The sequence below is a fragment of the Stenotrophomonas sp. CCNWLW162 genome (assembly GCF_037203745.1).
In the GTDB taxonomy this organism is placed as follows: Bacteria; Pseudomonadota; Gammaproteobacteria; order Xanthomonadales; family Xanthomonadaceae; genus Stenotrophomonas; species Stenotrophomonas maltophilia_AQ.
The window spans coordinates 455,762-476,267 of the sequence record NZ_JBBCBL010000002.1 but is presented as its reverse complement, the minus strand read 5'-3'; the positions used below and the strand labels follow the sequence as shown (position 1 = coordinate 476,267).

Sequence of the window (20,506 nt, the reverse complement as noted above, 5' to 3'; positions counted from 1 at the left end):
CCCGGCTCCACGGCCCTGCAACAGGTCAGAACTTGTAGCGCACGCCGAACATGTAGCGTGGGCCGGTCTGGGTGGCGTAGCGCAGCATGTTGGTATGGCGCGAGTACGTGCGCATGGTCTCGTCGGTGAGGTTGATCGCCTCCAGGCTCAGTGTCAGCTGGTCACTTACCGCGTAGCTGATGTTCAGATCGAGCTGGCCATAGGCGGCAGTGTAGTTGGGATTGGGCCCCTGGCCGCCGATGCCGTTGAGGAACTTGTCGCGCCAGTTGTATGCCGCGCGGATCTGCCAGGCATTCTTGTCATAGAAGGCGACAACGTTGGCCGAGTCGCTCAGGCCGATCATCGGGTACTGGTCACCCAGGCTCAGGTTGTTGAAGGTCAGCCCCGACTTCACCTTGGTGTAGTTGGCCGCTACGCCGAAACCGGACTGGCCGAACAGGTGCTGTACCGCCACTTCCCAGCCATCGAGATGGTCCGAGTGCTGGTTGGCGGGCACGGTGACGTCGAAGCCGGCGATCGGATCTCCCGGCAGACCGGTGATGGTGCCGGTCTTCTGACCCGCCGAATTGGTGCCGGTGTAGGTCACGCCGGGATCGCCGGCATGGTTGGTGAAGATATGGTCGCGGATGCAGGGCATGTCGGTGGTGCCGCAGCCGGAGGCCAGTGCCTCGTTCCAGTACGCACCGCCCACCGGGGTGTGCAGCGTCCCGGTGTTCTCGCGCACGATCGTGTCGCTGATGAAGTTCTTGATGTTCTTGCGGAAGAATCCAACCGAGGCATAGCTGGCCTCGCCGTAGTACCACTCCAGCGACAGGTCGAAGTTGTCCGAGATCAGCGGTTCCAGGCCCGGGTTGCCACGACTGGCGGTACCGCCCTGGGTGCGCACGATGTCGGCCAGCGACTGGCCGCTCTGGATCTGGGTCCAGCTGGGACGGCCCAGCGTGCGGTTGTAGCTGCCGCGCAGTGCCAGCGATTCGCTGAGGTCCAGCTTCAGGTCGACGTTGGGCAACACGTAGTCGTACTTGCCACGGCCACCGATGAAGCTGCTGTCGGCCGCATAGACGATGTTCAGCTCGTTGGCCGAGCCCCAGCTGATACCGGTGGGCACGCGAACCATCGCGTTCGATTCCACTTCGGTGCGCTCATAGCGCACGCCGGCGGCTACGTGCAGCGGCATCGACCAGTCAAAGCTGGTGCGGTACTGCAGGTAGGCACTGCGGGTCTTCTCGGTGGTGCGGATGTCCTCTGAATACTCGCTGGGCGCGTAGTAGCAACTGGGGCATGCCGGATCGGATGCGGTGCCGACCTGCGCGGCGCGATCGATCAGGCGGTCGAAGTCGAAGACCAGGAACTGGCCGGTCAGGCGCGGATCGCTGTGGCCGGAGAATGCCTTGAAGTACTTGGCCATGTTGTCCGCATACCAGATGTCATCGGCGTAGTCGGACGGCGTTCCCAGGCCACCCCAGGTATTGCGCTGCATGATCGCCGAGGCCGAGCGGTTCTCCACCTGGGCGTGGCCGATGCCGAAGTCCAGGGCCGAATAGTCTGCGAAGCGGAAGGTGCCGCGGCCCTGGTACTGCTGCACCTTGGACTTGTTGTAGCTGTTCTGGAATACCGACCCGGTCACCAGCGCATCGGATGCCTGCACGCCACCGGGCGGCAGGGCGATGTTGATGATCGGCAGGTCGCCGCTGTAGTCGACCGTGGTCTTGCCGCGCACGAAGGCGGCCACGCCCAGCACACCGGCAGAACCATACGGGCTGTCCGGCTTCGATTCGGCGGTGGAGTTGTGCGCATCGAACGACAGGTCCAGCGCATCGTTCACTTCCCAGTCCACGTTGAAGCCCAGCGAATGCATGCCGGTCTTGGTGGCCAGCTTGGCGCCACCCATCGACACATCGGAGTTGGTCATGTCCTCGCTGTAGATGATCGGCGCGGCCACCGGGCCGCTGGTCCAGGTACTGTCGCCGGGGCCGTAGTTGAACCATACCGACAGTTCGCTACGCTGCTGCTGCACCTTGTTCTCGACATAGGTGTAGTCCAGCGTGGTCGTCACATTGTCGGCCGGCTTCCACTGGAACGTAGCCTGCGCGTTGGTGCGCTGGCGCTGCACGCCATTGACGTTGTAGGCGGTGTTCTGCGGGCGTGCGTACACATCGTCCGGCCCGGGCCGGTTGGTGATGCGATCGGCGTAGCCCTGGCCAGGCTGCGGCAGCGCACGCCAGTCCGTGGTGTTGTTGCCGTACAGGGTCGCCCAGCCCTCGGCCACCGTGGCCTGGTTGAAGCCCGAATCGCGCTCCTGATGGCTGGCACTGAGGGTCACGCCGAAGCGGTCATCGGCGTAGCGCTGGCTGAAGATGCCCGACAGCTCGCCGGTGATGTTCGAGCCCTGCAGCGTGCGCGGCAGGTTGTCGTTGGATGAATCATTGACCGCCTTCAGGCCCAGGCTGATCACCGGCTCCGATTCCAGCGGGCGCATCGTCTTGATATTGATGGTGGCGCCGATGCCGCCAGCCGGATTGTCGGCGCGGCTGGTCTTGTACACCTCAACGGCCGAAACCGATTCGGATGCGAGGTTGGCGAAGTCGAACGAGCGCGAGCCGTTGAGGCCGCCACCGCCGTTGCCAAGGTTGGATGCAGGCATCTGTCGGCCATTCAACAACACCAGGTTGTAGTCCGGGCCGATGCCGCGCACGGTCACCTTGGAGCCTTCGCCGCTGGAGGTGCGGTCGATCGACACGCCACTGATGCGCTGCAGCGACTCGGCCAGGTTGGTGTCCGGGAACTTGCCGATGTCCTCGGCGACGATGCCATCGACCACGCCCTGGCTGTCGCGCTTGAGGTTCATCGACGACTGCAGGCTGCCGCGGATACCGGTGACCTGCACGGTATCGAGCGTGGCTGGGTCGGCAGGGGCGGCGGCGGGCGCGTCCTGTGCCCAGGCCGGAGCGGCCAGTGCTGCAAGCAGCGCGGAAGTGAGCATCGTCTTGCGAGGTACTGCCGTGTACGTCTTCATGGAAGCTCCCTCCCCAGGGAATTCGGTTGTGTCGGTGCGGCGCTGTCGTGATCGCGGTTACTGCACGTGGCCGGATTGGAGCGACGGTTGACAGCGTTGTCAACAAACTGCCATCAAGTGCGCCTGACCAGCGGTCGTGCCGGCCGTGATGTAACCGTTGCCATGGGCCCGCTCGCACCGATGAATTGCCTTAAAGGAAGGCATCTGCAGCGGTTTTCAAGGTATGACAGCGCTGCCAATCCGATTGCGGAAAAGCGTTGTGCGGTGCAGAACGAAACTGCGCGGATGGCGGTGCGGAACCTTGCCAGGACGGGGTGCAGCGAGCTGACAGCGCTGGACAACCCGGAGCGGCGTCGCATGTCGCACATGACCGATGGATGGCTTTAATCACTGACCGGGAGGACAGGCTTTGGACACAGCAACGACCGTCAGCGGACAGCACGTGCAGGGCAATACCCGCGCGCTGGCTGTGGTGACCGCGATCTTCTTCATGTGGGGCTTCCTCACCTGCCTCAACGACATCCTCATTCCGCACCTGAAGGCCGCCTTCGCACTGACCTGGGTGCAGGCGATGCTGATCCAGTTCACCTTCTTTGGCGCGTATTTCCTGATGTCACTGCCGGCCGGCCGGCTGGTGGCGGCGGTCGGCTACAAGCGCGGCATCGTCGCCGGCCTCGCGATCGCCTGCGTGGGTGCGCTGATGTTCTGGCCGGCGGCCGCCGCACACGTGTACAGCCTGTTCCTGGCGGCGCTGTTCGTGCTGGCCACCGGCATCACCGTGCTCCAGGTGGCCGCCAATCCATACGTTGCGCTGCTCGGTGACGAGCGCACCAGCTCCAGCCGGTTGACCCTGGCGCAGGCGATGAACGCGCTGGGCACGACGCTGGCGCCACTGTTCGGCGGCCTGCTGATCCTCTCGGCGCAGCCACGCAGCGAGGATGAGCTGGCCCTGCTGCCGCAGGCCGAAGCACTGGCCTATCGTGCGGCCGAAGCACAGTCGGTGCAGCTGCCGTACTTCGGCCTGGCGGTGGCGCTGTTCCTGCTGGCCGTGGCGATCTGGATGTTCCGCCTGCCCACCATTGCGGGCGTGGAGGGGCGCATCAGCGGCGAAGGCCGCGTGTGGGATGTGCTGCGCCATCGCCACGTGCGCCTGGGCGTGCTGGCCATCTTCTGTTACGTCGGTGCGGAGGTATCCGTCGGCAGCGTGCTGGTTAACTTCCTGTCCTCGCCGGGCATCGGCCAGGGTCTGTCCGAACAGGAGGCTACCGGCTATGTCTCGCTGTATTGGGGCGGTGCGCTGGCCGGCCGCCTGGTGGGTGCCGCACTACTGGCACGCTTGGACGCACGCCAGTTGCTTGGCCTGTTCGCACTGATGGTGATGGTCTTGCTGGGCATCACGGTCACCGCCAGTGGCGGTATGGCCAAGTGGGCCGTGGTCAGCATCGGTCTGTTCAACTCCATCATGTTCCCGACCATTTTCGCCCTGGCCATCGCGCGCCTCGGCGCACTCACAGGAAAGGCCTCCAGCTTGCTGGTGATGGCCATCGTTGGTGGCGCGGTCATTCCGCTGGCGATGGGCTGGCTGGCCGACAGCTACGGCCTGCAGGTGTCTTTCCTGCTGCCGATGCTGTGCTACGTCTACATCGCCTTCTATGCATGGAACGGCTCACGGCTACCGGCGCCGTGAGCCACGTGTTGCCGTTGTCAGCGCCGGCGTGGCGCGGCAGTCGATTCGCGATCCAGCACCGCATGTTCAACCGTGATCATGCGACCAGCGGCCTCGGCACGGATGTGCTCGATCAACTGCTCGGTTGCCAGCCGGCCCATGTAAGCGGTCGGCTGGCGCACCGTGGTCAGCGCCGGGTAGATGTGCCCGGCGATCGGCGTATCGTCGAAGCCGCACACCGACAGATCGCGTGGTACGCGCAGGCCACGCTCGCCAGCCACGCGGTACACCGCCGCGGCCATGTCATCGTTGGCCGCGAAGATCGCCGTTGGCGGGTCGACCAGGTCAAGCAGGGTATTGGCGGCGTCCACGCCCGATTCGAACGAAAACTGGCCTTTGACCACCAGCTCCGGGTCGTAAGCGATGCCGGCCTCGCGCAGCGCCTGGCGGTAGCCGGCGTGGCGCCACTGGCAGGCCCCATGTGCGCGTGGGCCCTTGATGTGGCCGATGCGCCGATGGCCCTGCGCGACCAGGTGGCCAATCAGTTCGATCACCGCTGTGGTCTCATCCATGCGTACGCCGATGCGGCCTTCCGGGTGGCGCGGCGCGATGCAGGCGAAGGGAATTTCATGCTCCTCCAGATAGGACAGCACCACCTCGTCATCGGTCAGCGGCGGGATCAGCACGACGCCGTCGGGGCGCGAATTCTCGAACAGCGCGGCCAGGTCGGGCAGGGTGCGGCGGCCGGTGCCGACCGGGCCCAGGATCAGGTTGTAGTGCTGCGCATGGCAGGCTTCCAGCATGCCGCTCTGGATTTCCATCAGGTAGTTGCGCGAGGGATTGTTGTAGACCAGCGCCAGCGCATACGAGCGCTGGCCGGCCAGGCTGCGTGCCGACGGGTTGGGCTTGTAGCCCAGCCGTGCCACGGCCGACAGCACCCGTTCGCGGGTCTGCTCGCGCACGTTCGGCTCGTGGTTGAGCACGCGGGACACGGTCTTGATCGAAACCCCGGCAACGGCGGCGACATCCTCGATTCGACTGCGCATGGTGCGATGGATCCTCCTGGAAGGCGGCGGGCACGCGGCGATGGTAGAGCGTGGTGGCCCGGTCGGTGTTGCCGAAGCAGGCGGATGTTGCCACGACAGGAGGTGCGCTGGCACGTCCCGATTCCTTGTCGCGATGCAACACACGGGCACCACTGTAGCGCGCTTGTGATGTGCCGGGGCCCGTGGTTGAGGGGCGGCCACCACAGCGCGCACGAGCAACGATTGACAGTACGGGAGCGGGCTTATATGACAGCGCTGTCAGGAACGGCACTCAGGTGCCCGCGCTGTCGTGCTGCTGCAGCCCCGCACGCCAGGAACTTCATCCACGGAGGTAGAACCCAGTGAATCGCCCCACCCAGACCCTTCTTGCCAGCTGCCTGCTGGCGGCCCTTGCCGCGCCCGCCGGTGCCGCACCGGCCAGCGGCGAACGCCTGCAGGACTGGCCGCACGTGCAGAGCGCGATCACCGCCGACGCGGACATCGAAAGCCGCGTGCAGAAGATCCTTTCGCAGATGACGCTGGCGCAGAAGATCGGGCAGATGACCCAGGCGGAAATCAAGACGATCACGCCCGAGCAGGTGCGCCGCTACTACATCGGTTCGGTGCTCAACGGCGGCGGCTCCTGGCCGGGCATGGACAAGCACGCCAGCGCGCAGGACTGGCTGAAACTGGCTGATGCGTACCACGCCGCCTCGCTGTCAACAGACGCGAAGACGCCGGTGCCGGTCATCTGGGGCACGGACGCAGTGCACGGCCACAACAACGTGCTGGGCGCGACCCTGTTCCCGCACAACATCGGCCTGGGCGCGGCCGGTGATCCGGAACTGATCGAGCGCATCGGTGAGGCGACGGCGCGTTCGGTGCGCGCCACCGGCATCGGCTGGGTGTTCGCGCCCACCCTGGCCGTGGCCCACGACCCGCGCTGGGGGCGCACCTACGAAAGCTATTCGTCCGATCCGGCGGTGATCCGCAGCTTCGCCCATGCCTACGTCAAGGGCGCGCAGGGTCGCTTCCACGACGACGGCAACGTGATCACCACCGCCAAGCACTACCTGGGCGACGGCGCCACCGACAACGGTCGCGACCAGGGCGAGGCGTTGGTCGACAAGGCGACGATGATCAACGTGCATGCACAGGGGTATTACGGCGCGCTGGCCGAAGGCGCGCAGACAGTGATGGCGTCCTTCAACAGCTGGAACGACCGCGCAGCCGGTATCGACTACGGCAAGATGCACGGCAGCAAGGCACTGCTGACCGATGCACTGAAGGACAGGATGGGCTTCGACGGCTTCGTTGTCTCCGACTGGAACGGCATCGCCCAGGTGCCCGGCTGCCGCAACGACAGCTGCGCGCAGGCCATCAACGCCGGCATCGACATGGTGATGGTGCCCGACGACTGGAAGGCGTTCATCGACAACACCATCGCGCAGGTCAAGAGCGGCGAGATCCCGGTGGCACGCATCGACGATGCAGTCACCCGCATTCTGCGGGTGAAGCTGCGCGCCGGGCTGTTCGAGCGCAAGCCGTCCGACAGCCGCTATGCCGGTGATGCCAGCGCAGTGCAGCACCGCGACCTGGCGCGCCGCGCGGTGCGCGAATCGCTGGTGCTGCTGAAGAACGAAGGCAAGCTGCTGCCGTTGCGCCGCGATGCGCGCGTGCTGGTGGTCGGCAAGGGCGCCGACAGCATCGGTGACCAGTCCGGTGGCTGGTCGCTGACCTGGCAGGGCACCGGGAACAACAACGCCGATTTCCCCAATGCCGATTCGGTGCTCGGTGCGCTGCGCGCGGAACTGGGCGCAGACAAGGTCAGCTTCAGCGTCGACGGCCAAGGCGTCGATCCGAAGGCCTTCGATGTGGTGCTGGCGGTGATCGGTGAGACGCCGTATGCGGAAACCAACGGTGACATCCTCGCCTCGGACACCGTGAGCCACAGCCGCGCCTACCCGCAGGATCTGGCCGCGCTGAAGGCCGCGGCGGCGACTGGCAAGCCGGTGGTGACGGTCTACATGTCCGGTCGGCCGATGTACACCAACGACCTGCTCAACCTGTCCAGCGCCTTCGTTGCGGCCTGGCTGCCGGGCACCGAAGGCAAGGGCGTCACCGATGTACTGGTGGCGGGCAAGGGCGGAACGCCCGCGCATGACTTCCGCGGTCGCCTCAGCTTCCCGTGGCCGAGCGTGCCTTGCCCGGCGCCGATCGACCAGCCCGATGCGAAGAAGCCGCCGCTGTTCCCGCTGGGCTATGGCCTGAGCTACGCCAGGAGCGGCAAGGTTGCTACGCTGGGCGAGTCCAATCCGGACAGCTGCGGTGAAGTGACCCTGCTGCCCATCTTCAACCGCGCCGACACCCCGCCGTTCGCTCTGCACGTGGCCGCGGCCGGTGCCACCCAGCCGCTGGGCAACGATCTGAATTCCACGCTGCGCTGGCCGACCGCCACGCCGGTGGTGCAGGTGCGCACCGTGCAGGTGAACACCCAGCAGGACGCCAGGGAAGTGACGTGGCTGGCCCCGGCGCAGCTGATCGCGCGCAGTACCTCACGCCGCAACCTGGGCGCGCTTGCGCGCAGCAATGGCGCACTGCAGTTCGACGTGCAGCTGGTGAAGCGCCCGGCATCGCCGGTGAAGATGACCATGCAATGTGGCACCGGCTGCGAAGGGGGAGTGGACATCGCCCCGCTGCTGGGCAAACTTTCGCCCGGGCAGAAGCAGACGGTGACCGTGCCGCTGGCGTGTTTTGCAAAGCAGGGTGTGGATCTGGGCGCGGTCGAAGCACCGTTCGTGGTGAGCGCGGACACGCCGTTCGCCGCGGCGTTCACCCAGGTCAAGCTGACCGCCAACACGGCCAATTCGGAGGGCGCGGTGGCCTGCCCGTGATCTGGATGGATGCGCCGGGCCATGCCCGGCGTGTCTGTGACCGCGCGCGGTGATGCATTCCGCCGGGCATGGCCCGGCGCTACCGGTAGATCCACGCCACGCGTGGATGGGCCGTCCCGAAAACAAAAAAAGCCCCGCAGTGCGGGGCTTTTCTCTTATCGCTTCATCGAACCGAAGAACTCGTCGTTGGACTTGGTGTTCTTCATCTTGTCCAGCAGGAACTCCATCGCGGCCATTTCATCCATCGGATGCAGCAGCTTGCGCAGGATCCAGATCTTCTGCAGCAGTTCCGGCTCGATCAGCAGGTCTTCGCGGCGGGTGCCGGAACGATTGATGTCGATGGCCGGGAACACGCGCTTTTCAGCGATGCGGCGGCTCAGGTGCACTTCGCTGTTGCCGGTGCCCTTGAACTCTTCGTAGATCACCTCGTCCATCTTCGAGCCGGTGTCGACCAGCGCGGTGGCGATGATGGTCAGGCTGCCGCCTTCTTCCACGTTGCGCGCGGCACCGAAGAAACGCTTCGGGCGGTGCAGGGCGTTGGCATCGACACCACCGGTCAGCACCTTGCCCGAGCTCGGCACCACGTTGTTGTAGGCGCGGGCCAGGCGGGTAATCGAGTCCAGCAGGATCACCACGTCCTTCTTGTGCTCGACCAGGCGCTTGGCACGCTCGATGACCATTTCGGCCACCTGCACGTGGCGCGCGGCCGGTTCGTCGAAGGTCGAGCTGATGACCTCGCCGCGCACGGTGCGCTGCATTTCGGTCACTTCTTCCGGGCGCTCGTCGATCAGCAGCACGATCAGGTGCACGTCAGGATGGTTGGTGGTGATGGCCGTGGCCACCTGCTGCATCATCATCGTCTTGCCGGCCTTCGGCTGGGAAACGATGAGCGAGCGCTGGCCCTTGCCCTGCGGCGCCATCAGGTCGAGGATGCGGCCGGTGATGTCTTCCGACGAACCGTTGCCACGCTCCAGGGTGAAGCGGCGGCGCGGGAACAGCGCGGTCAGGTTCTCGAACAGCACCTTGTTCTTCGATGCTTCCAGCGGCTCACCGTTGATGGTGTCCACGATCGACAGCGCGAAGTAGCGCTCGCCGTCCTTGGGGAAGCGGATGCGGCCGGACAGGTGGTCGCCGGTGCGCAGGTTGAAGCGACGGATCTGGCTGGGCGAGATGTAGGTGTCGTCCGGGCCGGCCAGGTAGCTGGCTTCGGCCGCGCGCAGGAAGCCGAAGCCGTCCGGCAGGATTTCCAGCACGCCGTCGGCGGCAACGCCGTCACCATGGCGGGTCAGCACCTTCAGCAGGGCGAAGATCACGTCCTGCTTGCGCGCGCGCGCCACGCCTTCGGAGATCTGCAGCTGCTCGGCGATCTCCAGCAGCTTCTGTGCCGGCATGCGCTTGAGGTCGCTCAGCGAGTAGACCGGGAAACCTTCCGGCACGCTGGCATGCGGACGCGGCACGAAGGGCTGCTGCTCGCCGTTGTCGTTGGGCATGCCGTCATCGCGGAAGCGACCACCGCCACCGCCGCCGTTGCGATCACGATCGCGGCGGTTGCGGAAACGGTCGCGGCGATTGCCCTGGCCCTGACCCTGCTGGTTCTGGTTGTACGGGTTCTGGTTCTGGCCACCACCCTGGTGGTTCTGCTGCCGCGGCTGGCCGGATTCGCGGCCCTCACCACCGTCACCGCCGCCACTGCTGGCAGGCGCCTCGGCGGCGGGCGCGCTCGGCGCGGGAGGCGCTGCAGCCGGTGCCGGCGCTTCGGGCGCGGCTGCCAGCGGCAGGGTGGGCTGCGCCGGGGCGGCGCTGGTTTCGGCGGCGGCCGGAGTGGCAGCCTTGGCTACGCGGGGCTTGCGCACGCGCTTTTCGGCGGGCGCTTCGGCGCTGCCGGTTTCGGGAGTGTTATCGGACAAGAGCGTTATTCCTCGCTTGAAGGTGCGAGCGCCCGGCTGGGGCGGCGAACGTTGGGAATGGGTCTGGAAGAAACTGCGTCCAGAGGGTGCGGCACGCGAACGCGGCCGGATATGCCGACACTATCATCGGCCCGCGGCGCCGTGCAAGGGTCACCGGGAACTGCATTCATGCTGGCGCGGTATGCGCCCACCGGCAGCCGCGGGTGGCGGCCGCCGGTGTTGTCACGCAGGATCAGGCCAGAGCCTTGTCCAGCAGGCCGGCCAGCTGGGCCTTGCCCACCGCGCCGATCTGCTCGCCGACCTTCTCGCCGTCCTTGAATACGACCAGGTACGGAATCGAGCGCACGTGGTACTTGGCGGCCAGCGCACGGTTGTGGTCGACGTTGACCTTGGCGATCTTGGCGCGGCCCTGGTAGGCGTCGGCCAGTTCGTCCAGCGCCGGGGCGATCATCTTGCACGGGCCACACCACTCGGCCCAGAAATCGACCAGCACCGGCTCCTTGGAATTCAGCACTGCGCTATCAAAGTCGGCGTCGCCGACATGTACAACCTTGTCGCTCATCTTGGTTTCTCGTCTTGGATTGCACCCGGCGAAGCCGGAGGTGGGTGAACTGGGCCATGCCCGGTGGCGCGACCCTCGTCGTTGCCTCGCGGCGCACTGCCGCGGTGCGTTCGGCGGGATGCCTGGACGCTCACGGCCGGCAGTGTACCCCTATCGCAGGGCAGGGACAGGCGCCGGCTGGAACCCAGCGTATCGTGATCGCTTCGATGCCTGATATGTGTCGGATTTCACTGTCCTCCTGTACATGGGGTTGGCAGGGGGCGACACCAGCGCCTCCGGCAGGGCTGTTCAAGTCCGGTGTTGCTGGGTGAAGGGTCAGCGTCTCCCTGTGTGGTGAGACGCGTCATTCCGGTTTGTCGGCCCGAGTGCGTTAAACTGGAACATTGAGCGGCGCGCGGACCCGGTGGTCCCGGCCCGCCGACCCGCCGCAGGGGCCGCAGTTTGCGACGGTGCCCCCAGACGATGCAGTGCCGCCCGCCCGCTGGCCGGTGGCCATACCAAGACGGACTCATGAGCGACAAACCGCTGACCGATTTGACCTTTTCCTCCTTCGAGCTGCATCCGGCCCTGCAGGCTGGCCTTGAAGGAGCCGGATTCACCCGCTGCACCCCGATCCAGGCACTGACCCTGCCGGTCGCGCTGCCCGGTGGTGATGTTGCCGGCCAGGCCCAGACCGGCACCGGCAAGACGCTGGCATTCCTGGTCGCTGTCGTGAACCGCCTGCTGACCCGTCCGGCCCTGGCCGATCGCAAGCCGGAAGACCCGCGCGCGCTGATCCTTGCGCCGACCCGTGAACTGGCCATCCAGATCCACAAGGACGCGGTGAAGTTCGGTTCCGACCTGGGCCTGCGCTTCGCGCTGGTCTACGGCGGCGTCGACTACGACAAGCAACGCGAGCTGCTGCAGCAGGGCGTGGACGTGATCATCGCCACGCCGGGTCGCCTGATCGACTACGTCAAGCAGCACAAGGTGGTTTCGCTGCACGCCTGCGAGATCTGCGTGCTGGACGAAGCCGATCGCATGTTCGATCTCGGCTTCATCAAGGACATCCGCTTCCTGCTGCGCCGCATGCCTGAGCGCACTACCCGGCAGACCCTGTTGTTCAGCGCCACCCTCAGCCACCGCGTGCTGGAGCTGGCCTATGAGCACATGAACGAGCCGCAGAAGCTGGTGGTCGAGGCCGAGACCATCACCGCCGCCCGCGTGCGCCAGCGCATCTACTTCCCGGCCGACGACGAGAAGATCCCGCTGCTGCTGGGCCTGCTGTCGCGCAGCGAAGGCGCCCGCACCATGGTCTTCGTCAACACCAAGGTGTTCGTCGAGCGCGTGGCCCGTTCGCTGGAAAAGGCCGGCTACCGTGTCGGCGTGCTGTCCGGTGATGTGCCGCAGAAGAAGCGCGAGAGCCTGCTCAACCGCTTCCAGAAGGGCCAGCTGGAAATCCTGGTGGCCACCGACGTGGCTGCGCGCGGCCTGCACATCGACGGCATCAAGTATGTCTACAACTACGACCTGCCGTTCGATGCCGAAGACTACGTGCACCGCATCGGTCGTACCGCGCGCCTGGGTGAAGAAGGCGATGCGATCAGCTTCGCCTGCGAGCGCTACGCGATGGGCCTGCCGGACATCGAAGCCTATATCGAGCAGAAGATTCCGTCCGAGCCGGTCACCAAGGAACTGCTGACGCCGCTGCCGCGCCCGGAACGCCCGGCCCCGGCGGCAGGCGAGGAAGGCGATGACAACGAAAGCGTCGGCCAGATCTTCCGCGAAGCGCGCGAAGCCCGCGCCGCCGAGGAAGAGCGTCGGGGCGGTGGCCGTAGTGGCGGCCGTTCAGGCAGTGGCGGTGGCCGCGGTGGTCGTGACGGCGAGCGCAGCGGCGAACGTCGCCCGCGTGGCCCGCGCAAGGCGCGTGTGGAAGGCGAGCAGGCTGCCGCCACCCCGGTTGCTGGCGCCGAGGCTGCCGTGACCCAGGCCCCGCGTCCGCCGCGCCCGCCGCGTGCCGAAGGTGCACCGGACGTGGCAGTGGATGGCGAGCACAAGCCGCGCAAGCGCCGTCGTCGTCGCCACGGCCGTCCGGTCGAAGGCGCCGAAGGCGTGCAGGCCACGGCCGGCAATGGCGCCAGCCCGGTCACCCCGGTGCAGGTGGTGGCCAAGCCGGTGCGCACCGCCGCCGATACCGGTGATTCGTTCCTGACCCGCATCGGCCGCAAGATCCGCCGGATGCTGTCGGGCAGCTGATCGGCGCCGCCGATCAGCGGGTAGCGCCCGACCGTTGGTCGGGCGACCTTGAAGGGTGTGCCGACCAACGGTCGGCACCCACCGAGCCGAGCATTGGCTCGGCTCTACAGCCTTCATGCCGCAGGTAGCGCCGGGCCATGCCCGGCGAGCGCAGCGGCAGATCGAAAAATCCGCGGGGCATGGCCCGGCGCTACCGATCCGCGGCGCCGCTCCTGCATAATCGGGGTATGAGTGTCCTGCGCTTCGACAATGTCAGCAAACAGTACGCCGGTGGCCACGAGGCGCTGACCGATGTCAGCTTCGAGGTCGCGCCGGGCGAGATGCTGTTCGTCACCGGCCATTCCGGTGCGGGCAAGAGCACCCTGCTCAAGTTGATCCACCTGGACGAGCGGCCCAGCCGCGGCGCGGTGGTGTTCGACGAGCGCAACCTGCTGAAGGTGCGCGGCGGCGATGTGCCCCGCCACCGTCGCGCGGTCGGTGCGGTCTACCAGGACCACCGTTTGCTGATGGACCGCTCGATTGCCGAGAACGTGGCACTGCCGCTGATCCTGCGCGGTACCCGCCGTGGCGACATCAACAAGCGGGTGCGCTCGGTGCTGGAGCGGATGGGCCTGGGCCATCGCGAGAAGGCGCTGCCCTCGCAGTTGTCCGCCGGTGAGCAGCAGCGCGTCGGCATCGCCCGCGCCATCGTCGGCGAACCCAAGCTGCTGGTGGCCGACGAGCCGACGGGCAACCTCGACCCGACCCTGGCGGCGGAGATCATGGCGTTGTTCGCCGAGCTGCCTTCGCGCGGCACCAGCGTGCTGGTGGTCAGCCACGACCTGCCGCTGCTGCGCCGCATGCGCAAGCGCGTGCTGATCCTCGATCACGGCCGGCTGGTGGATGACATCTCGCCGCAGGACCTGGCGGAGTAACCATGGCGAAGAACGAAAACAGCGAAGCCGCCGCCCCGTCGCGCGTGGGTGTCTGGTTCCAGCACCACGTACACAGCGTGGTGTTCAGCCTGGGCCGCGCCTGCCGCAAGCCGTGGGCGACCCTGCTGACGGTGATGGTGATGGCGCTGGCGCTGGCCCTGCCGCTGGGCCTGTCGATCGCGCTGGACAACCTCAAGCAGTTCGCCGGCAGCGTGCAGCAGTCGCGCGACATCAACGTGTTCCTGAAGGGCAATGTCGATGGCCCCGGCGCGCTGCGCCTGGCCGGGCAGCTGCGCGACCGCGACGACGTTGCCGAAGTGAACGTGCGTACGCCCGAGCAGGGCCTGCAGGAACTGCGCGATGCCGGCCTCGGCGAGGCGATCGACGCGCTCAACGACAATCCGCTGCCCTCGCTGCTGGTGATCACTCCCGGCCAGGGCAAGGACGATGCGCGCCTGGCGCGCGCGCTGGAAAGCCTGCCCGAGGCCGACCTGGTGCAACACGATGCGCTGTGGCGCCAGCGCCTCGATGCCTGGCTCGCCTTTGGCGCGCGGCTGGTGCAGGTGCTGTCGGTGCTGCTTGGTGTCGGTGCCGCATTGGTGGTCGGCAACACCGTGCGCCTGGACATCCAGGCCCGCCGTGAAGAGATCGGCGTGCTGCAGCTGCTGGGCGCCAGCGATGGCTTCATCCGACGTCCGTTCCTGTACCTGGGCGCCTGGTATGGCCTGGGCGCTGGCGCAGTGGCGCTGGCCCTGATCGCTGCCGCCGGTGCCGCGCTGCGCATGCCGCTGGCCGAACTTTCGCGCAGCTACGGCAGCCCGTTCGTGCTGCACGGCCTGGACCTGCTGCATGGCGGCCTGGTGCTGCTCGGCACGCTGCTGCTGGGCTGGCTGGGGGCGTGGCTGGTGACCGGCCATTTCCTGCGCCAGACCCGACCGACCGACACCTGAGACCGGCATGCAACCGCAAGCGTTGAAGCACCTTGAGGGGCCCGCGACGCGGGTGATGGTGGTCGATGGCTCGAAGCTGGTACGCAAGCTGATCGCCGACGTGCTGAGGCGTGACCTGCCGGGCGTGGAGGTGATCGGCTGCGACAGCATCGAGGAAGCGCAGCAGGCGCTGGCACAGGGTCCGGTGGACCTGGTGACCACCTCGCTGACCCTGCGTGATGGCGACGGCCTGGCATTGGCGCGGATGATCCGCGAAGCCGCTGGCCAGGCCTATGTGCCGGTGATCGTGGTCTCCGGCGATGCCCAGCAGCATCTGGAGCAGCGCCGCTTCACCGAGTACGTCACCGATTATTTCGACAAGGCGCTGGGCCATGAGGCACTGGCGACCTTCATCCGCGGCTATGTGCAGCCGCAGACCATTCCCGGCGCCACCATCCTCTATATCGAGGACAGCCGCGTGGTGGCCGAGGCCACCAAGCGCATGCTCGAACGCCAGCAGCTGAACGTGCTGCACGTGGTCAGCGCCGAAGAGGCGTTCACCCTGCTCACCGCCGAGTCGCTGGGCCGCAGCCGCCACCGCATCGACCTGGTGCTGACCGACGTCACCCTGAAGGGTGAACTGAGCGGCCGCGACGTGGTGCAGCGCGTGCGCGTGGACTTCGGCTACGGCAAGCGCCGCCTGCCGGTGCTGGTGATGACCGGCGATGGCAATCCGCACAACCAGACCGGGCTGCTGCAGTCCGGCGCCAACGACCTGGTGCTGAAGCCGATCGAAGAACGGCTGCTGGTCACCAAGGTGCTGTTCCAGCTGCGGCTGGCCCGATTGAATGATGGACCCCTGATTCGATGATGGATGAAGTAGCCGACACCCCGACGATCCAACTGGAACCGAGCTGGAAGCAGCATGTCGGCGATTACCTGCTGCAGCCGCAGATGCGCGAGCTGTCCAGCTTCCTGCGCCAGCGCAAGGCCAGTGGCGCGGCGGTGTTCCCGCCCGGCCCGCAGATCTTCGCCGCGTTCGATGCCACGCCGTTCGAGCAGGTGAAGGTGGTCATCCTCGGCCAGGACCCGTACCACGGCCGTGGCCAGGCCCATGGGCTGAGCTTCTCGGTGCCGCCGGGCGTGCCGGTGCCGCCGTCGCTGCTGAACATCTACAAAGAGATCGAGAGCGATCTCGGTATCCCGCGCCCGGACCATGGCTGCCTGATTCCGTGGGCCCAGCGTGGCGTACTGCTGCTCAATGCCGTACTGACGGTGGAAGAGGGCAAGGCCGGCGCCCACCAGGGGCGCGGCTGGGAAGGCTTCACCGACCACGTGGTGGACGTGCTCAACCGCGAGCGCGAAGGGCTGGTGTTCATGCTGTGGGGCGCCTACGCGCAGCAGAAGGGCAAGGTCATCGACACCCGCCGCCATCGCGTGCTGAAGTCGCCGCATCCGTCGCCGCTGTCGGCCCATCGCGGCTTCCTCGGCTGCCGCCATTTCTCGATGGCCAACGAGTACCTGCAGCGTCGCGGGCAGGCCCCGATCGACTGGTCGCTGCCGCCGCGTTCTGCGCTCTGAGCGGGCCGGGCGGTAGCCCGGTGCCGCCAGCGATGGATCAGTGGCCCGCTGCTGGCGCGATATCCGCGCGCCGATAGTAGGCGCGCGCGCCTTCGGCGATCACGCTCAATGCCTGCACGGTGCCATCGCCGCCGCGATGGAACAGCAGTTCCGCGCCCGCACTGCCTGCCAGGAAGCGGACGGGCGTCAGCGCCTGCAGTGCGACTGGTGCATCACGCCCGGGCAAGCGCAACTGCAGTCCAGCATCGACCGCCTGCACGTCCAGGGTGGCGGCGTCGAACCAATCGGCCAGGCCACTGCGCAGATCCATGGGCAGGGCGTCATCGAGTACGAAGCGGCCGCTGAAGCGCGCATAGCCATCCACCAGCAATGCGGGATCCAGCGTGCGGATGACCGGCTTGGCGTTGTGGCCGAGTGCATCGGACAGGGCATTGCGGATCTCCCCACGCAATGCAGGGCCGTTGTCCCCATTGGTCAGGATGACGAATCCATCGCCGCTCTCGGGGTAGCCTTCGATGCCTGCGTGATAGCTGTCGTTGCTGCCGTTGTGGAAGAAGCGGCGACTGGCGCCAGCGCCGGCCAGCTCCGGGCCCAGGCCACGGCCGGCCGGTGCCACTTCGCTGACCATCTGCAGGGCCAACGACTGCGGCAGCCATCCATCCGTGGTGCGGATGCTGCGCAGCAAGGCCGCGACGAACAGGCCCATGTCATTGGCGCTGGTCCACAGCCCCGACGCCGCCTGTTCTGGAAAGCTCTGCCAGCCGCGTGGCAGGGCCTCTGGCTGGCCCTTGTTGTCGTGCGCATGGGCAACGTTGCCGTAGCCGGCAGGCAAGGGATTCCGATACGTGCTGCGCGACATGCCCAGTGGCGAGAACACCTCGCGTTGCGCGACCTCAGCGAATGCTCTGCCGGTCAGATCTTCGATCGCCAGCTGCACCACCGTGTAGCCGCCACCGGAATAGTCGACCTGCTGGCCGGGTGCGTGGATCAGGCGTACCGGTTCATTCTTTGCAGGCGCCATTCCATCCAGTGTCTGCAGCAAGGTCGGAAGGCGTTCGGCGGGCTGGTAGTCCTGGAAGCCATGCACGTTGAAGCCGGCAGTGTGCGAGAGCAGCATGCGCAGGTTGATCGGCGGGTGCTGTCCCTGCGAATCGGCAGGCAGGTGCCAGCGGCGCAGGCGATGGTCGATGTTCTCCTCCAGCGAGACCTTGCCGGCAGCAACCAGCCTCAGGGTGGTTGCCGCAGTGCCCATTTTGCTGACCGAGCCGACCGAGAACACGGTATCGGCATCCACCGCGTCGCGCGTGCCGGCCTGGCGCAGGCCGTATCCGGCGGCGTAGACCACCTTGCCATCGCGGATCACCGCAACGGCGGCACCCGGTACCTTGTAGTGGGCGAGGCGTTCTTCGATCGACCACTGTGGCAGCGCGGCGCCCAGCTGCGCGGTGCTGGGGCGTAGGCCACGGGCCATTGCCTGCGCAAAGCGCGCAGCGTCTTCAGCGTTGGCGTCAGTGGCCATCACGTGGAACGGGGCAAGGGAGACCAGCAGCGAACACAGCAACAGGCGGTTCATCATCGACATCCTTGCAGGAGTGGAAGAAGGGCGGGATCGGCGCACGCGGTGCCACGCACGCCTGTCGCGTCCAGTCGTTGCGGGTGGAACGGGTTACCGCCGCAGCACAGGAGGCGATGCGGCGGAGGAGTCAGCGTCGTTCGCGGCGGGCGCCCTGCGCCAGCAGGTAATCGCGCACGGCCGCGTTGCCAGCCTGGTTCAGCGGTGTCCGCCAGCGCCCCAGCCAGCCGTCGGCTTCCACGCCCAGGTTGATGTCGGCGCCGTGAGCAAGCAGGTACTGCACGGTGACCAGGTGCCCTTCGCGCGAGGCATTTATCAGCGGTGTCTCGTCATAGGTCACGACCCGGTTGACGTCGGCACCAGCCTGCACAAGCTGCTCGACGATGGGTTGCAGGCCCAACGCGGAGGCGACGATCAACGGATTGCCTTCGCCCAGCGCGGCACGATCGGGGTCGGCGCCCAGTTGCAGCAGCGTGTCGACCATCGCCGGATCGCGTGCACGGATGGCCTGGATCAGCGCCGTGCCATCACCGAGCACGCGCGCATCAAGATCGACGCCGGCCGCCGCCAACAGACGGACCTGCGCGACGTCATGCGTGCTGGCGGCCTGGAACAGCTTGATGACGCGCGTATCGGAGGCGCTGGCAGCCGGTGATGGGGCGAGCCGTGGTGAGATGGCCACGGCGGTGCCGGTGCAGGCCAGCAGAAGCAGCAGGCCCAGCCCCAACAGGCTGCGGTGCCGGGTTTTGGGTGACCCGGCGTCCACCAGCTGATCAATGCGCTGCGCCAGCTGGCTGCGCGCACTGAACATACCCAGTGCAAGCGTCGGCGCCTCCTCGCGCAGGGCCTGCAGCTGTTCGACGCTGGCCAGCAGCGAACCTGCATAGTCCAGCGGTTCGCGTGCCTGCATCGCAGCGCGTGCATCACAGGCCATCTCGCGCAGTACCGCCAGGCGTGCCTGGGCAAGGTGCAGGAGCGGATTCCACCAGAACAGTGCTGTTCCCGCCCGCAGCAGCGTGCTTGTCCACAGGTCGCGCCGTTGCAGGTGTGCAACCTCGTGGCGGACGATGTCGCGCAGCACATTGTTGTCCAGGCGTGCCAGCAAGGGGCGGGGCAGGAGGATCTGCGGGTGCCACAGGCCGACGACCATCGGCCCGTCGACGGCGCAGGTGGCGATCGTCACGTGGGCGGGCACGATGTCGGCCAGGACCGCGCGCAGTCCGGCGGTCGCCGGTTGCGCCAGCCGCCGCAGCCGGCGTGCGTGCAGCGTCGCGTCCAGCAGGCGCATGCCCAGCCACAGGGTGCCCAGCAGCCACAGCAGTGCAAGCAGTGTCGGCAGGGTCTTCGGCAGTTCGACGTAGTAGATGTCGGGCTGTCGTCCGGCTTCGAAGATGGCTTCTTCCGCTGTTGCCCCTTCGCCGGGCATGGGGTGGAACGCGGCTGCGGGCGGTGCCGGTGCGGGCAGGGTGGTCGACCAGCCCGGCAGGAAGGCGCTGAGCGGCAACAGCAGGGCCGCTGCCATCGCTGCGGTCAGCAGCCAGGAGCGTTGTTCGGCACTGAGGGCCCGCCGCCGTGCCAGCCACAGCGCGGGCAGCAGCACGATTGCGGACAACAGCAACTGTCGTACGCCCAATGCCATCGCCAGGTCGATGAGGTTCATTCCTTCCTCCCGGCCCTGGCATCGCTGACGCGCTGCTGCAGTGCCTGCAGTTCGTTGCGGTCGATTTCGCGTTCGTCCACCAGGTGCTGTGCCAACACGTTCGGTGAGCCGTCGAAGAACTGATGCAGAAGATGGTCAAGCGCTTGCCGGCGGGCCTGCTCGCGGCTGAGCGTGGCGTGATAGATGTAGGCGCGACCTTCCTGGCGATGACTGACAAAGCCTTTCTTCGCCAGCACGTTGAACATGGTCAGCACCGTGGTGTACGCGACCGGCTTGTGTTGGCCGAGCACATCCGCCACATCGCGCACGGACGCTTCGCCCTTGTCCCAAAGGATGTCCAGGATGGCCTGCTCGGCGGGAGTGGGATTCTGCGAGACAGGGCGGGCCATGCGCTTCTACGTATGAATTAGTTGATGCATCGGAGCATGTCGCCGGGTGGCTGTCAACGGGTTTCTTAGTAGTAAAGGGACAACCCTCAGCCCTCGGGCCTGAACACCGGGCAACGTCTCCTGGCCTGAATGGACCTCCAGGACGGCCCGTTCAG

At 66.8% G+C, this 20,506-nt stretch carries 14 protein-coding genes; 7 read left to right on the top strand and 7 right to left on the bottom strand.

Annotation, left to right across the window (positions count from 1 at the left end; all coding sequences use genetic code 11):
- Positions 1-25: 25 nt before the first annotated feature.
- On the bottom strand, positions 26-3,016 hold the full coding sequence (locus tag V9K93_RS07165) for a TonB-dependent receptor (protein WP_337302272.1): 2,991 nt from the start codon (positions 3,014-3,016) through the stop codon (positions 26-28).
- Positions 3,017-3,506: 490 nt separating this feature from the next.
- Between V9K93_RS07165 and V9K93_RS07160 the strand changes: the two genes are divergently transcribed.
- Positions 3,507-4,703 (top strand): sugar MFS transporter, encoded by a 1,197-nt coding sequence (locus V9K93_RS07160; protein ID WP_337302403.1) that lies wholly within the window; start codon positions 3,507-3,509, stop codon positions 4,701-4,703.
- 17 nt (positions 4,704-4,720) lie between these two features.
- On the opposite strand, the gene V9K93_RS07155 is transcribed toward V9K93_RS07160, so the two are convergent.
- Entirely contained in the window at positions 4,721-5,728 is a 1,008-nt protein-coding gene (locus tag V9K93_RS07155; RefSeq protein ID WP_046986059.1) for a LacI family DNA-binding transcriptional regulator, read from the bottom strand.
- 341 nt (positions 5,729-6,069) lie between these two features.
- On the opposite strand from V9K93_RS07155, the gene V9K93_RS07150 reads away from it, so the two are divergent.
- Complete coding sequence (locus V9K93_RS07150) at positions 6,070-8,601, top strand: glycoside hydrolase family 3 protein (protein ID WP_337302271.1); 2,532 nt, start codon at positions 6,070-6,072, stop codon at positions 8,599-8,601.
- 155 nt (positions 8,602-8,756) lie between these two features.
- On the opposite strand, the gene rho is transcribed toward V9K93_RS07150, so the two are convergent.
- Positions 8,757-10,508 carry a transcription termination factor Rho gene (gene rho / locus V9K93_RS07145; protein ID WP_337302270.1) on the bottom strand — a complete coding sequence of 584 codons (1,752 nt, stop codon included), beginning with the start codon at positions 10,506-10,508 and terminating at the stop codon, positions 8,757-8,759.
- A 232-nt stretch (positions 10,509-10,740) separates the two neighbouring features.
- Positions 10,741-11,070 (bottom strand): thioredoxin, encoded by a 330-nt coding sequence (gene trxA, locus V9K93_RS07140; RefSeq protein ID WP_005411275.1) that lies wholly within the window; start codon positions 11,068-11,070, stop codon positions 10,741-10,743.
- Between the two features lie 510 nt (positions 11,071-11,580).
- Between trxA and rhlB the strand changes: the two genes are divergently transcribed.
- The 5 genes from rhlB (at position 11,581) to ung (ending at position 16,729) form a co-directional block, all read left to right on the top strand.
- Positions 11,581-13,305, top strand: coding sequence for an ATP-dependent RNA helicase RhlB (rhlB, locus tag V9K93_RS07135; protein WP_337302269.1), 1,725 nt, complete (start codon positions 11,581-11,583; stop codon positions 13,303-13,305).
- Between the two features lie 227 nt (positions 13,306-13,532).
- Positions 13,533-14,219, top strand: coding sequence for a cell division ATP-binding protein FtsE (ftsE, locus tag V9K93_RS07130; RefSeq protein WP_005419728.1), 687 nt, complete (start codon positions 13,533-13,535; stop codon positions 14,217-14,219).
- A gap of 2 nt (positions 14,220-14,221) precedes the next feature.
- Positions 14,222-15,169, top strand: coding sequence for a permease-like cell division protein FtsX (ftsX, locus tag V9K93_RS07125; protein WP_012512287.1), 948 nt, complete (start codon positions 14,222-14,224; stop codon positions 15,167-15,169).
- A 7-nt stretch (positions 15,170-15,176) separates the two neighbouring features.
- Complete coding sequence (locus tag V9K93_RS07120; RefSeq protein ID WP_012512286.1) at positions 15,177-16,019, top strand: response regulator; 843 nt, start codon at positions 15,177-15,179, stop codon at positions 16,017-16,019.
- Positions 16,016-16,729 (top strand): uracil-DNA glycosylase, encoded by a 714-nt coding sequence (ung, locus tag V9K93_RS07115; RefSeq protein WP_005419723.1) that lies wholly within the window; start codon positions 16,016-16,018, stop codon positions 16,727-16,729. Before V9K93_RS07120 ends, ung begins: the two co-directional genes overlap by 4 nt.
- Positions 16,730-16,766: 37 nt before the next feature.
- Here the strand turns inward: ung and V9K93_RS07110 are convergent, their stop codons facing one another.
- From V9K93_RS07110 to V9K93_RS07100, 3 genes are all read right to left on the bottom strand, one after another.
- A complete protein-coding gene (locus V9K93_RS07110; RefSeq protein WP_337302268.1) occupies positions 16,767-18,302 on the bottom strand; it encodes a serine hydrolase domain-containing protein in 1,536 nt (511 codons plus the stop codon).
- A 130-nt stretch (positions 18,303-18,432) separates the two neighbouring features.
- On the bottom strand, positions 18,433-19,962 hold the full coding sequence (locus tag V9K93_RS07105) for a M56 family metallopeptidase (RefSeq protein WP_337302267.1): 1,530 nt from the start codon (positions 19,960-19,962) through the stop codon (positions 18,433-18,435).
- Positions 19,959-20,351 carry a BlaI/MecI/CopY family transcriptional regulator gene (locus V9K93_RS07100; RefSeq protein WP_006397459.1) on the bottom strand — a complete coding sequence of 131 codons (393 nt, stop codon included), beginning with the start codon at positions 20,349-20,351 and terminating at the stop codon, positions 19,959-19,961. Before V9K93_RS07100 ends, V9K93_RS07105 begins: the two co-directional genes overlap by 4 nt.
- Positions 20,352-20,506 lie beyond the last annotated feature (155 nt).